Source organism: Dactylosporangium sp. NPDC051484, assembly GCF_040689395.1.
In the GTDB taxonomy this organism is placed as follows: domain Bacteria; phylum Actinomycetota; class Actinomycetes; order Mycobacteriales; family Micromonosporaceae; genus Dactylosporangium.
In genome coordinates, this window is record NZ_JBFAZX010000010.1 from 104,074 (window position 1) to 118,158 (window position 14,085).

At 69.0% G+C, this 14,085-nt stretch carries 11 protein-coding genes; all 11 read left to right on the plus strand.

All coding sequences use genetic code 11. The features are described 5' to 3' along the window. Window positions 1–3 precede the first annotated feature (3 nt). The 11 genes from nuoF to AB0367_RS19165 all read left to right on the plus strand — a co-directional run bounded on the left by nuoF (window position 4) and on the right by AB0367_RS19165 (window position 14,047). Window positions 4–1,326: an NADH-quinone oxidoreductase subunit NuoF gene (gene nuoF / locus AB0367_RS19115; RefSeq protein WP_366227660.1), complete on the plus strand. Its 1,323-nt coding sequence runs from the start codon at window positions 4–6 to the stop codon at window positions 1,324–1,326. Beyond that, complete coding sequence (locus AB0367_RS19120) at window positions 1,326–3,794, plus strand: NADH-quinone oxidoreductase subunit G (RefSeq protein WP_366227661.1); 2,469 nt, start codon at window positions 1,326–1,328, stop codon at window positions 3,792–3,794. The genes nuoF and AB0367_RS19120 overlap by 1 nt, the downstream gene beginning before the upstream one ends. Continuing rightward, a complete protein-coding gene (nuoH, locus tag AB0367_RS19125; protein WP_366227662.1) occupies window positions 3,791–5,098 on the plus strand; it encodes an NADH-quinone oxidoreductase subunit NuoH in 1,308 nt (435 codons plus the stop codon). Before AB0367_RS19120 ends, nuoH begins: the two co-directional genes overlap by 4 nt. Before the next feature lie 49 nt (window positions 5,099–5,147). Beyond that, window positions 5,148–5,648 carry an NADH-quinone oxidoreductase subunit NuoI gene (gene nuoI / locus AB0367_RS19130; protein WP_366227756.1) on the plus strand — a complete coding sequence of 167 codons (501 nt, stop codon included), beginning with the start codon at window positions 5,148–5,150 and terminating at the stop codon, window positions 5,646–5,648. Between the two features lie 8 nt (window positions 5,649–5,656). Beyond that, on the plus strand, window positions 5,657–6,424 hold the full coding sequence (locus tag AB0367_RS19135) for an NADH-quinone oxidoreductase subunit J (protein ID WP_366227757.1): 768 nt from the start codon (window positions 5,657–5,659) through the stop codon (window positions 6,422–6,424). Next, a complete protein-coding gene (gene nuoK / locus AB0367_RS19140; protein WP_366227663.1) occupies window positions 6,421–6,720 on the plus strand; it encodes an NADH-quinone oxidoreductase subunit NuoK in 300 nt (99 codons plus the stop codon). Before AB0367_RS19135 ends, nuoK begins: the two co-directional genes overlap by 4 nt. A gap of 7 nt (window positions 6,721–6,727) precedes the next feature. Beyond that, window positions 6,728–8,641, plus strand: coding sequence for an NADH-quinone oxidoreductase subunit L (gene nuoL, locus AB0367_RS19145; protein WP_366227664.1), 1,914 nt, complete (start codon window positions 6,728–6,730; stop codon window positions 8,639–8,641). Further along, window positions 8,638–10,167 carry an NADH-quinone oxidoreductase subunit M gene (locus tag AB0367_RS19150; RefSeq protein WP_366227665.1) on the plus strand — a complete coding sequence of 510 codons (1,530 nt, stop codon included), beginning with the start codon at window positions 8,638–8,640 and terminating at the stop codon, window positions 10,165–10,167. The genes nuoL and AB0367_RS19150 overlap by 4 nt, the downstream gene beginning before the upstream one ends. Next, window positions 10,164–11,696: an NADH-quinone oxidoreductase subunit NuoN gene (nuoN, locus tag AB0367_RS19155; protein ID WP_366227666.1), complete on the plus strand. Its 1,533-nt coding sequence runs from the start codon at window positions 10,164–10,166 to the stop codon at window positions 11,694–11,696. The genes AB0367_RS19150 and nuoN overlap by 4 nt, the downstream gene beginning before the upstream one ends. Before the next feature lie 164 nt (window positions 11,697–11,860). Further along, window positions 11,861–12,823 carry a polyprenyl synthetase family protein gene (locus AB0367_RS19160; protein ID WP_366227758.1) on the plus strand — a complete coding sequence of 321 codons (963 nt, stop codon included), beginning with the start codon at window positions 11,861–11,863 and terminating at the stop codon, window positions 12,821–12,823. A gap of 447 nt (window positions 12,824–13,270) precedes the next feature. Continuing rightward, window positions 13,271–14,047: an IclR family transcriptional regulator C-terminal domain-containing protein gene (locus AB0367_RS19165; protein ID WP_366227667.1), complete on the plus strand. Its 777-nt coding sequence runs from the start codon at window positions 13,271–13,273 to the stop codon at window positions 14,045–14,047. Window positions 14,048–14,085 lie beyond the last annotated feature (38 nt).

Consider the following 14,085-nt stretch of genomic DNA (forward strand, 5'->3'; position numbering starts at 1 on the left):
GTAATGACGCTGGACCACCAGCCCTCGCAGGAGTCGCTGTCGAAGCTCACGCCGGTGCTCACCAAGCGCTGGCTGTCGCCCGACGCGTGGAAGATCGACGTGTACGAGCGGCTCGACGGCTACACGGCGCTGCGCAAGGCGCTCAAGGCCCACCCGGACGACCTGATCCAGCTGGTCAAGGACTCGGGCCTGCGCGGACGTGGCGGTGCTGGCTTCCCGACCGGCATGAAGTGGGGCTTCATCCCGCAGAACGACGGCAAGCCGCACTACCTCGTGGTCAACGCCGACGAGGGCGAGCCGGGCACCTGCAAGGACCTGCCGCTGATGATGGCCGACCCGCACGCGCTGGTCGAGGGCGTCATCATCGCGTCGTATGCGATCCGGGCCAACTTCGCCGCGATCTACATCCGCGGCGAGGCGGTGCACGCGGCCCGCCGGCTGCGCTCCGCGGTCCAGCAGGCCTACGCCAAGGGCTATCTGGGCAGGAACATCCTCGGCAGCGGCTTCGACCTCGACCTGGTCGTGCACAGCGGCGCCGGCGCGTACATCTGCGGCGAGGAGACCGCGCTGCTGGACTCGCTGGAGGGCTACCGCGGCCAGCCCCGGCTGCGCCCGCCGTTCCCGGCGACGCACGGCCTCTACGCCTCGCCGACGGTCGTCAACAACGTTGAGACGATCGCCAGCGTGCCGTACATCGTGCTCGGTGGCGCCTCCTGGTTCCGCAGCATGGGCACCGAGAAGTCGCCGGGCCCGAAGATCTACTCGATCTCCGGCCGGGTGAACCGTCCCGGCCAATATGAGTGCGGCCTCGGCGTCACGCTGCGGCAGCTCATCGACCTGGCCGGCGGCATGCAGTCCGGACACAAGCTCAAGTTCTGGACGCCGGGCGGCTCATCGACGCCGATGCTCACCGACGAACACCTCGACACGCCGCTGGACTTCGAGGGCATGGCCGGGGTCGGCACGATGCTCGGCACCACCGCCGTGCAGGTCTTCTCCGACCAGGACGACATCGTCTACGCCACGTATCGCTGGATCGCGTTCTACCACCACGAGTCCTGCGGTAAGTGCACCCCGTGCCGCGAGGGCAACTACTGGATGGTCCGCATCCTGCACCGCATCCTGGCCGGCCAGGGCACCCATCAGGACCTCGACACCCTGCTGGACGCCTGCGACAACCTGCTGGGCCGCTCGTTCTGCGCGCTCGGCGACGGCGCGACCAGCCCGGTGACGTCCTCGATCAAGTACTTCAAGCAGGACTACCTGGACTACATCGAAGGCCGCAAGGCGCCGATGTTCGCCGGCGAGCTGGTAGGAGCCCACTGATGACCGACGTGGTTCCCAAGACTGACACGGTGAAGCTCACGATCGACGGCCTCGAGGTCGAGGCGCCGAAGGGCACGCTCGTCATCCGGGCCGCCGAGCAGGTGGGCATCTCGATCCCGCGCTTCTGCGACCACCCGCTGCTGGCCCCGGCCGGCGCCTGCCGGCAGTGCCTGGTCGACATTGAGGGCCAGCGCAAGCCGGTCGCCTCCTGCACGCAGCCGGTGGCCGAGGGTATGGTCGTGCGGACCCAGAAGACCTCCGAAGTGGCCAAGAAGGCCCAGGAGGGAATCATGGAGTTCCTCCTGATCAACCACCCGCTTGACTGCCCGGTCTGCGACAAGGGCGGCGAGTGCCCGCTGCAGAACCAGGCGATGAGCAACGGCCAGTCCGAGTCCCGGTTCGTCGAGCAGAAGCGGGAGTACCCCAAGCCGCTGCCGATCAGCACCCAGGTGCTGCTCGACCGCGAGCGGTGCGTGCTGTGCCAGCGCTGCACCCGCTTCTCCGACGAGATCGCCGGCGACAAGTTCATCGACCTGATGGAGCGCTCGTCCAACGAGCAGATCGGCGTGTTCCGCGGCGACCCCGACTCGCCCGAGGACGACGCGCCGTTCAACAGCTACTTCTCCGGCAACACGATCCAGATCTGCCCGGTCGGGGCGCTGACGAGCTCGCAGTACCGCTTCCGGGCCCGCCCCTTCGACCTGGTCTCCACGCCGAACGTCTGCGAGCACTGCGCCGCGGGCTGCGATCAGCGGGCCGACCACCGCCGGGGCAAGGTCATGCGCCGCCTCGCCGGCGACGACCCGGCGGTGAACGAGGAGTGGAACTGCGACAAGGGACGCTTCGCGTTCCAGTACGTCAACGCCACCGACCGCATCACCACCCCGCTGGTCCGCGACACGAAGACCGGCGAGCTGCGCACGGCCAGCTGGCCGGAGGCGCTGACGGTCGCCGCGGCCGGGCTCGCCGCCGCGAAGGACAACGGCGGCGTGGGCGTGCTGGCCGGCGGCCGGCTGAGCGTCGAGGACGCCTACGCGTACGCGAAGTTCGCCCGGGTCGCGCTCGGCACGAACGACATCGACTTCCGCGCCCGGCCGCTGTCGGCGGAGGAGACCGAGTTCCTCGGCTCCCACGTCGTCGGGCGGGTCGACGTCACCTACGCCGACATCGACCAGGCCCCCGCGGTCGTCTTCGTCGGGCTGGAGCCCGAGGAGGAGTGCCCGATCATCTTCCTGCGGGCGCGCAAGGCCTACCTCAAGCGTGGTCTGCCCAGCTACGCGGTGGCGCCGTTCGTGAGCCGCGGCTTCGAGAAGCTCGGTGCGACCGTCCTGCTCACCGTCCCCGGTGCCGAGGCGGAGGTGCTCGGCGCGTCCGAGCAGCTGCGCGAGGCGCTGTCGGCCGAGGGCGCGATCCTGTTCGTCGGCGAGCGGCTGGCAAGCGTGCCGGGCGGCCTGTCCGCCGCAGCGCGGCTGGCCGAGGCCACCGGCGCCCGGCTCGCCTGGGTGCCGCGCCGGGCCGGTGACCGCGGCGCGGTCGAGGCCGGCGTCCTGCCGACCCTGCTGCCGGGCGGCCGCCAGGTCTTCGACCCGGCCGCGCGCGGCGAGATCGCCATCGCCTGGGACCTGGACGCGGGCGTGCTGCCCAGCGCCTCGGGCCGTGACACCGACGGCATCGTCGCCGCGGCCCGCGAGGGCCGGCTCGGCGCGCTGGTCGTCGGCGGCGTCGACCCGGCCGACCTGGCCGACCCGATCGCCGCCGAGGAGGCGCTGGACAAGGTCGGCTTCCTGGTCAGCCTGGAGCTGCGGATGAGCGCCGTCGCCAAGCGCGCCGACGTCGTCCTGCCGATCGCCCCGGCGGTCGAGAAGTCCGGCTCCTACGTCAACTGGGAGGGCCGGGCCCGCCCGTTCGGCACCGTGCTGAAGACCCACGCGATGAGCGACGCCCGCGTGCTCGACACGCTGGGCCGCGAGCTCGGCGTCCAGCTCGGCGTCGCGGACGTGACGGCGATCCGGACGCAGCTGGCCGCGCTGGCCCAGCTGCCGCTGCCGGGCACCGTCTCGGTCGGTACCGTCGGCGCCGGCAGCCCGAGTGTCGTTCGCGGCAGCGCGCCGGACGTCGAGCCGGCCGTGCCGCTCAAGCCGGGCAGCGGCCAGGCGATCCTGGCCTCCTGGCATCACCTGATCGACGGCGGCTCGCTGCAGGACGGGGACGGCCACCTGGCCGGCACCGCCCGCCCCGCTGTGGTCCGGATCTCCAAGAGCACCGCGGCCGACCTCGGCGTGGTGGACGGGGACGCGGTGACGGTCGGCAGCGCGCGGGGTGCGATCACCCTGCCGGCACTCGTCACCGACATGGTCGACGGGGTTGTGTGGATCCCGACGAACTCACCGGGCTCGACCCTGCGGCGCACGCTCGGCGTCACCGAGGGCGCGCTGGTCGAGATCAGCACTGGGGGTAGCGCAAAATGACGCCTCTCGCCTACGGCAACCTGGACCAGTTCGGCAAGGACCCCTGGTGGCTGGTGCTCGCGAAGGTCGTCGTGATCTTCGCGTTCCTGGTCGTCATGACGCTCTTCGCCATCTGGTACGAGCGCCGGGTCGTGGCCCGCATGCAGGTCCGCCCGGGCCCCAACCGCAACGGCCCGTTCGGCCTGCTGCAGTCGCTCGCAGACGGCCTGAAGCTGGCCTTCAAGGAAGACATCATGCCGCGCATGGCGGACAAGGTGGTCTTCTTCTTCGCGCCGGTGATCTCCACGATCTGCGCGTTCACCGCGTTCTCGGTGATCCCGTTCGGGCCGTCGGTGTCGGTGTTCGGCACGCACACCCCGCTGCAGCTCACCGACATCCCGGTGGCGGTGCTGCTGGTGCTGGCCTGCGCCTCGATCGGCATCTACGGCATCGTGCTGGGCGGCTGGGCCTCCGGCTCGACGTACCCGCTGCTCGGCGGTCTGCGCTCGAGCGCCCAGATGATCTCGTACGAGGTCGCGATGGGCCTGTCCATCGTCTCGGTCTTCCTGGTCGCGGGCACGATGTCGACCTCGGAGATCGTCGCGGCGCAGTCGGGGGCCTGGTACGCCGTGCTGCTCATCCCGAGCTTCCTGATCTACTTCACGGCTGCGGTCGGTGAGACCAACCGGGCACCCTTCGACCTGCCCGAGGCCGAGTCCGAGCTCGTCGGCGGCTTCCACACCGAGTACTCGTCGCTGAAGTTCGCACTGTTCTTCCTCGCCGAGTACGTCAACATGGTCACCGTCTCGGGCCTGTGCGCCACGCTGTTCCTCGGCGGCTGGCGCGCCCCGTGGCCGATCTCGCTCTGGGACGGCGCGAACCACGGCTGGTGGCCGATCCTGTGGTTCACCATCAAGGTGCTCCTGCTGCTGTTCGTGTTCGTCTGGCTCCGCGGCACGCTGCCCCGGCTGCGCTACGACCAGTTCATGCGCTTCGGCTGGAAGGTGCTCATCCCGGCCAACCTGGTCTGGATCCTGGTGCTGTCCGGCATCCGGCTGGTGCAGACGAACAGCGACCTGAGCACGGGCGCGCGCACCGGGGTGATCGTGGGCATCGTCGCCCTGGTCGTGCTGGTGGTGGCGCTCCTCCTCCTGCAGCGCGCCCGCCGCGCCCCGCTGGCGGATCTGCCGCAGACGCCAGGCGGCCGGATCGGTGGCGAGAACGGCTTCCCGTTGCCGCCGCTGAACCTCGAGGTGCCGCCCAGCCCGCGGGCCAAGCGCGTGATCGTCGAGCGGGAAACCGTCCCGACCGGCAAGGAGAGCTGACGTGTCAATTGGTGGAACCCTCAAGGGGTTCGGGGTCACCTTCTCGCACATGTTCAAGAAGGTGGTCACCGAGGAGTACCCGGAGCAGCGCAAGCCGCCCGCTCCGCGGTACCACGGCCGGCACATTCTCAACCGCTGGCCGGACGGGCTCGAGAAGTGCATCGGGTGCGAGCTGTGCGCGTGGGCGTGCCCGGCGGACGCGATCTTCGTCGAGGGCGCGGACAACACCGAGGACGCGCGGTTCTCGCCCGGTGAGCGCTACGCCCAGACGTACCAGATCAACTACGCCCGCTGCATCTTCTGCGGGCTGTGCATCGAGGCCTGCCCGACCCGCTCGCTGACCATGAGCAACGAGTACGAGCTGGCCCGCGACAACCGCCGCGACCTGATCTTCACCAAGGAGCAGCTGCTCGCGCCGCTGCTGCCGGGGATGGAGCACCCGCCGCACGACATGCGCCTGGGCGACTCCGAGAAGGACTACTACGTCGGCGCTCTGGAGAACCCCGGCACCTCCGCCGGCGCTGAACGGTACAAGGGGGTCCACTCATGACCGGAACCCTGGCACTGCAGACGCTCGCCTCGGCCGGCGAGGTGAAGGGCGGCGAGGCCGTCACCTTCTGGATCCTCGCCCCGCTCGCGGTGCTCGGCGCGATCGGCATGGTCTGGGCGCGTAACGCGGTGCACTCGGCGCTCTCGCTGATCATCACGATGCTGTCCCTGGGCGTGTTCTACGTTCTGCAGGCCGGCCCGTTCATCGGCATGGTGCAGATCATCGTCTACACCGGCGCCATCATGATGCTGTTCCTGTTCGTGCTGATGCTCGTCGGCCGCGACTCCTCGGACTCGCTGATCGAGACGCTGCGCGGGCAGCGGATGGCGGCCAGCATCCTGGGCATCGGCCTGGCGCTGCTGCTGGGCATCGGCCTCTACCGGGCACTGGGCGGCGTCAGCCCGAAGGGCCTGGCCGAAGCCAACGCACCCGGCAACGTGGTGGCCATCTCCCGGCTGCTGTTCACCAAGTACGTCTGGGTCTTCGAAATCACGTCGGCGCTGCTGATCACGGCGGCGGTCGGCGCGATGATCCTGGCGCACATCCAGAAGCGCAAGGAAGACAAGGTCAGCCAGCCGGAACGCATGGTGGCGCGCTTCCGCCCGGGCAACTACCCGGCGCCGAAGCCCGGCCCCGGCGTCTTCGCAGGCTCGGACTCGGTGGCGACCCCGGCCCGGCTGCCCGACGGCACGCCGTCCGAACGCAGCATCTCCAAGATCCTGCCGACGCGGGAGTTGACGTCAGCCGACGTCGCACCAAAGGGGACCGAGAAGTGACTCCGACGTACTACATCGTCCTCGCGGCGATCCTGTTCACGATCGGCGCGGTGGGCGTACTCGTCCGCAGGAACGCGATCGTGTTGTTCATGTGCATCGAGTTGATGCTGAACTCGGCCAACCTCACGCTGGTCACGTTCAGCCGGATCAACGGCACGCTCGACGGGCAGATCATGGCGTTCTTCGTCATGGTCGTGGCGGCGGCCGAGGTCGTCGTCGGCCTGGCGATCATCATGTCGATCTTCCGGACTCGGCGCTCGGCCAGCGTCGACGACGCGAACCTGCTGAAGTACTAAGGAGCGGGTGGTGGAACCAATCGCCTACTCGGCGGCGACCGGGTGGCTGGGCTCATTCTGGCTGCTCCCGACGATCCCGCTGGCCAGCGCGGCAGTGCTGCTGCTGCTCGGCAAGCGGGCCGACCGCTGGGGTCACTGGCTCGGCGTGCTCAGCGTCGCCGTGTCGTTCGTCCTCGGGCTGACGTACTTCTTCTCGCTGCGCGGGCTGGAGAACCGCAGCGGCGTCGAACTCAAGCTGTGGGACTTCATCAGCGTCGGCAGCTTCCACGTCGACCTGGGCCTGCTCTTTGACCCGCTGTCGGCAATGTTCGTGCTGCTCATCACCGGCGTCGGTGCCCTGATCCACCTCTACGCGGTGGGCTACATGGAGCACGACCCGGGCCGGCGGAAGTTCTTCGGGTACTTCAACCTGTTCATCGCGGCGATGCTGTTGCTGGTCCTCGGCAACAACTACGTGATGCTGTACTTCGGCTGGGAGGGCGTCGGCCTCGCCTCCTACCTGCTGATCTCCTTCTGGAACCTGCGCCCCAGCGCGGCGACCGCAGGCAAGAAGGCGTTCCTGATGAACCGCGTCGGTGACGCGGGCTTCGCGATCGCGATCTTCCTGATGTTCGCTTACATCGGCAAAGTCGACTACGCGGGCGTCGCCAACAACATCGGCGCCGTGAGCAGCGGTGTGGTCCTCGCCATCGCGCTCCTGCTGCTGCTGGGCGCGGCCGGCAAGTCCGGCCAGTTCCCACTGCAGGCCTGGCTCCCCGACGCGATGGAGGGCCCGACCCCGGTCTCGGCCCTGATCCACGCCGCGACGATGGTGACCGCGGGTGTCTACCTCGTCGCCCGCTCGCACCCGATCTTCGACGCCTCGCCCGACGCGCAGACCGTGGTCGTCGCCGTCGGCGCGCTGACGCTGCTGATCGGCTGCATCATCGGCTGCGCCAAGGACGACATCAAGCGGGTGCTGGCCTGGTCGACGGTCAGCCAGATCGGCTACATGTTCCTGGGTGTCGGGCTCGGCGGCGCGGCCTACGCGCTCGCGCTGATCCACCTGCTCGCGCACGGCTTCTTCAAGGCCGGCATGTTCCTCGGCGCCGGCTCGGTCATGCACGGCATGCACGACCAGACCGACATCCGCCGCTTCGGCGGGCTCTGGAAGTACATGAAGATCACCTGGATCACGTTCGGCCTCGGCTGGCTCGCGATCATCGGCTTCCCCGGCCTGTCCGGCTTCTTCTCGAAGGAGCCGATCATCGTGGCTGCCTTCGAGCGTGAGGGCTGGACGGCCTGGCTCTTCGGCGGGGCGGCACTGCTCGGCGCGGGCCTGACCGCGTTCTACATGACGCGGCTGTTCTGGCTGACGTTCCACGGTCCGAAGCGCTGGACCGAGGACATCAAGCACCCGCACGAGTCGCCGGCCGTGATGACGATTCCGCTGATCCTGCTGGCGGTCGGCTCGGTGTTCGCCGGATGGCTGCTGTCGACGTCGGTGCCCGACTGGCTGACCCCGGTCTATGGCGCCGAGCGCGTCGCGCATGAGCCGGTCATGGCGCACTGGCTGATCACCACGCTGTCGATCGTGGTGACCTTCGCCGGCGCCGGCCTCGCGATCGCGCTGTTCAACAAGGGCACCGCCCTGCAGGAGGAGCCGGCCGGTCCGCTGGTGACCGCCGCACGCAAGAACCTCTACACCGACTCGTTCAACGAGATCGTGTTCGAGGCGCCGGGTCGCTACCTGACCCGCGCCCTGGTCTACCTCGACAACCGCGGCATCGACGGGCTGGTCAACGGCCTGGCCGCGGGCGTCGGCGGCGGGTCGGGCCGATTGCGCCGGGCCCAGACCGGGTTCGTGCGCTCCTACGCCCTGTCCATCCTCGGAGGTGCGGTGCTCGTGGTTGCCGCCACGCTTGTGGTGAGGTTCGGATGAGCAGCTTCCCCTACCTGACCGTTCTCACGGCCGCGCCGCTCGTCGGCGCGGCGGGGGTCGCGTTGCTGCCCAAGGACAAGCCCGAACTCGCCAAGCGCGTCGCGCTGGCCTGGTCGGTCGTGGTCCTGGCGCTCGGCGTCGGCCTGTGGGCGCAGTTCAAGCCCGAAGGCGACCGCTTCCAGCTGCGCGACTCCTGGACCTGGATCCCGCAGTGGGGCGCGAAGTTCACCTTCGCCGTCGACGGCATAGCCCTCGTCATGATCGCGCTGATCGCCCTGCTCGTGCCGCTGGTCATCCTGGCCTCCTGGCACGACGCGGAGCACAGCAAGCGGTCGGTCCCGGCGTACTTCTCGCTGCTGCTGGCCCTCGAGTGCACGATGATCGGCGTCTTCGCCGCGCAGGACGTGTTCCTGTTCTACGTGTTCTTCGAGGTCATGCTCGTGCCGATGTACTTCCTCATCGGCTCCTACGGCGGGCAGCACAAGCAGTACGCCGCGGTGAAGTTCTTCCTGTACTCGCTGCTCGGCGGCCTGTTCATGCTGGCCGCGCTGGTCGGGCTGTGGGTGCTGGGCGGGGAGACGTTCGACTGGCAGACCCTGCTGCACGCCGACTTCTCGACCAACACCGAGCGGTGGCTGTTCCTCGGGTTCTTCATCGCGTTCGCGATCAAGGCGCCGTTCTTCCCGTTCCACACCTGGCTGCCGGACGCCGGTGGCGCCGCGCCGGCCGGTTCCGCCGCGCTGCTCGTCGGCGTCCTGGACAAGGTCGGAACGTTCGGGATCCTGCGGTACTGCCTCCCGCTCTTCCCGAACGCGTCGAAGGACTTCGCGTGGCTCGGGCTCACGCTCGCGCTCGTCGGCATCATCTACGGTGCCCTGGTCGCGATCGGGCAGAAGGACCTCAAGCGCCTGGTGTCGTACACGTCGATCGCGCACTTCGGCTTCATCGGCGTCGGCATCTTCGCCTTCACCACGCAGGCCGGCACGGGCGCGGTCCTCTACATGGTCAACCACGGCCTGGCGACCGGCCTGCTGTTCCTGGTCGTCGGCATGCTGGTGGCCCGCCGGGGCAGCGCGCTGGTGACCGACTTCGGCGGCGCGGGCAAGCTCATGCCGGTGCTCGCCGGCGTCTTCTTCATCGCCGGTCTCGCCTCGCTGGCGCTGCCCGGCACCTCGCCCTTCGTCTCCGAGTTCCTGGTGCTGATCGGCACGTTCACGGTGAACAAGCCGGTCGCGATCATCGCCACCGCCGGCATCATCCTGGCGGCCGGGTACGTGCTCTGGATGATCCAGCGCACCACCCAGGGCACCCCGAACCCGAAGCTGGCCGAGATCAAGGCCATGGGCCGCGACCTCTCGCTGCGCGAGGCCGTCGTGGTCACCCCGCTGATCGCCCTGATCCTGCTGCTGGGCTTCTACCCCAAGCCGGTGATCGACGTGATCAACCCGGCGGTGAAGGCGACCATGCAGGACGTCGGCAGGACCGACCCGAAAGCCACCGTGGGTACCGTGGAGGCCGGCAAGTGAACGAAACTCTCCAACTGCCGCACCTGAATTACGCGGCACTCGCGCCGATGCTGATCCTCTTCGGCGTGGCCTGCGTCGGGATCCTCGTCGAGGGCTTCGTGCCCCGGCGGGTGCGGCACAGCGTCCAGCTCACGCTGGCCCTGGCCGGCCTGGTCGCCGCGCTGGTCATGGTCATCCGGCAGAGCGACAAGCCGGTGATCACCGCCGCGGCCGCGGTCGCGGTCGACAAGCCGGGCCTGTTCCTGTCGGCTGCGATCATCGTGCTGGGCATCGTCTCGCTGCTGCTGATCGGCGAGCGCACGCTGGAGCCGGGTGGTGCGTTCGTCGCGCAGGCCGCGGTCACCGCCAACACGGATCGCGACCGCGAGCAGGCGGCCCGATTCGGCGGCGCGACCGAGGTCTTCCCGCTGACGATGTTCGCCCTGGGCGGCATGCTGCTGTTCACCACCGCGAACGACCTGCTGACCATGTTCGTCGCGCTCGAGGTCTTCTCGCTGCCGCTGTACCTGCTCTGCGCGCTGGCTCGCCGCCGGCGGCTGCTGTCGCAGGAGGCCGCGATGAAGTACTTCCTGCTCGGCTCCTTCGCCTCGGCGTTCTTCCTGTTCGGCATCGCGCTGGTCTACGGCTACGCCGGCCAGGTCGACTTCAAGTCGATCGACACGGCGATCCAGGCCAACGCCCAGAACGACATCCTGCTGTACGTCGGCCTGGCGATGCTGGCGATCGGCCTGCTGTTCAAGGCGGCTGCGGTGCCGTTCCACGTGTGGACGCCCGACGTCTACCAGGGCGCCCCGACGCCGATCACCGCGCTCATGGCGGCCTGCACCAAGGTCGCCGCGTTCGGCGGGCTGCTGCGCCTGGTGTACGTCGGCTTCCGCCACACCGACCTGACGATCCAGCCGGTGCTGGGCGCGATCGCGGTGGCGACGATGATCATCGGTGCGATCCTGGCGGTCACCCAGACCGACATCAAGCGTCTGCTCGCCTACTCGTCGATCGCGAACGCCGGCTACCTGCTCATCGGCGTGATCTCGCTCAACGACAAGGGCCTGTCCAGCTCGCTGTTCTACCTGGTGGCGTACGGCTTCACCGTGCTCGCCGCGTTCGCCGTGGTCACGCTGGTGCGCGACGCAGACGGGGAGGCCACCCACCTGTCGCGCTGGGCCGGGCTCGGCCGCCGCTCGCCGCTGTACGCCTCGCTGTTCACCTTCATCCTGCTGGCCTTCGCCGGCCTGCCGCTGACCAGCGGGTTCACCGCCAAGGTGGGCGTGTTCGCGGCGGCGGTCGACGGCAACCAGACCTGGCTGGTGATCGCAGGCGTGGTGAGCTCCGCCATCCTCGCCTTCCCTTACCTGCGCGTCGTCGTCATGATGTGGCTGTCGGAGCCGGGCGAGAGCACGCCGGCCGTGTCCATTCCGGGCGCGATGACCGCGGCCGCGCTGGTCATCGGCACGGTCGCGACGCTGGTCCTGGGCGTGGCGCCGGGTGCGCTACTCGAGGTGACGCAGAACGCCGGGAAGTTCCTCTAGATAGCTGTTTGTGTTATACCGACAGTGACGTCCCCCGTGGGCTCCCACGCGGGGACGTCCCTGTATCCGGAAGACGAAGTGCGTATGGCATCGTTGGAGCTGTGGTGAGTACGGGAACCGTGCAGTCGAGTGCCTCCGTCGGCCTGACCTTGGCCGATCCGGAGCTGGAGAGCAGCGTCGCGACGATCCTCCGGGATGTCGAGGTGGTGCTGATCGACTCCGTGCACAGCGCAAACCCGTTGGTCACCGAGGCGGCCCGGCACCTTGTCGATGCGGGCGGCAAGCGGGTGCGCCCCCTGCTCGTCGGCCTTGCGGCGCAGTTCGGCGACCCCACGTCCCGTGACGTCGTCATCGCCGGCGCCGTGGTCGAGCTGACCCATCTGGCGACCCTCTACCACGACGACGTCATGGACGAGGCCCCCGTGCGCCGCGGCGCGCCCAGCGCGAACTCCCGCTGGGGCAACGTGCTGGCCATCCTGGTCGGCGACTACCTCTTCTCGCGCGCCGCCGACCTGGCCGCCGAGCTGGGCGTGGAAGCCGTGAAGATCCAGGCGGACACCTTCTCGCGGCTCGTGCACGGCCAGATCGCCGAGACCGCCGGCCCGCTCGACGGCGAGGACGCGATCCGCCACTACCTGCGCGTTCTGGAGCAGAAGACCGGCTCCCTGATCTCCACCAGCGCCCGGTTCGGCGCGATGTTCGGCGGCTGCACCCCGGAGCAGGTCGACGCCCTGGCGAACTTCGCCGAGACGTTCGGCATCGCCTTCCAGCTCTCCGACGACCTCATCGACATCGCCAGCGACGGAGACCAGTCGGGCAAGACGCCCGGCACGGACCTGCGCGAGGGCGTGGCCACGCTGCCCGTCCTCTACGCGCTGGGCTCCTCCGACGACGACGCGGCCGCCGTGCGGCTGCGCGAGATCCTCTCGGCCGGCCCGGTCACCGACGACGCCCTGCACGCCGAGGCGCTGGGTCTGCTGCGCGAGTCGGCGGCCCTCAAGCAGGCCCGCGAGACCGTCCGTGGCTACGCCGACAAGGCCCGCGCCGCGCTGTCCGTGCTGCCGGACGTGCCGGCCCGCGCCGCGCTCGACTCGCTGTGCGACTTCATCGCCGATCGGACCAACTGACGCAATAGCCCTCCGACCGACGCCGGTCAATGTTGATTTCACCCGGCGCCGGTCGGATTTTTCATGCCTTCGTACGGCACGTCCTGATTTTTGCTGCCGGAGCACGCGTTGCTCAATGCCATCTGGTGCGGTACCCGGGCCGACAACAAGTCGCTACGACGCGATGACGGGCCGGAGTGGTGTGTGCGTACTTCTGATCCAAGTACTTAATGATTGGTAAATTACTTACTCAGCTGTTGCGATCAGTCGGTGACCACTACTCACATCCATCGGCGTGTCGCAACGGGTCGATCGCGATCACGATGTCCAGTATGGTGTATTCATCGCTATGTGTGGACGGCCGTAATCCCCCCACCTCGCGTCATAAATGATCAGATTGTTCCCTCGACCCTCTCCGATTTCATATGGTGTGACTCGGTTGCTGCTGCGGCTGGGGGAGGGGCGGCGGTGCGGGATCCACAAGCCGAACCCTCGGATCTCATCCGGAGTGTTTCGAGGGCCTTACGTGTGCTCGAAGCGGTCGGTCAGTCGCCGCGCGGCCTGACGGTGAAGCAGATCGCGAGACGTTGTGACTTCACCGTGGCCACCACCTATCACCTGGTCCGGACGCTGGCCTACGAGGGTTACGTGATCCGCCGGGAGAACGGCACCTACGTGGTCGGGCTGGAGATCGCCGATCGCTACCGCGAGCTCGTGCTGGCCTTCCGGGGGCCGAGCGCCGTCATCGACCGGCTGCGCCGAGCCGCGGCCGAGACCGGGTACACCCACTATCTGGGCCGATTCATCGCCGGGCGGGTCGCGGTGACCGCGACGGCCGAGGGTCCACGCACGCCGCCCCTCGACGACCTGGTGCCCGGCTACGACGAGGCCGCGCACGCCACCGCGCTGGGCAAGGCGCTGCTCGCCACGATGAGCCCCGATCAGCGGTGGCGGTTCCTCAAGGAGTACGGCATGCGCGCCTACACCTCGGCCACCCTCACGTCGCCGGAGGCGCTCGACGCCGACCTGGCCGCCGGTGACCGGCGCGGCATGCAGATCGAGATCGGCCAGTACCGTCCGGGCCTGGCCTGCGCCGCCGTCATGGTCATCAACGACCGCGATCCGGACCGCCGGGTCGTGCTGGCCTGCGCGCTGCCGCCCGCCGAGCTGATGTCCTCGGCCAAGGTCGTGCGCACCCGCCTGCTCGCCACCGCACACCACCTGGCGACCGTGCTCGCCGAGTAGGCGCGCCGGCATACGCTCAGGTCAAGCCGCATCGGCGA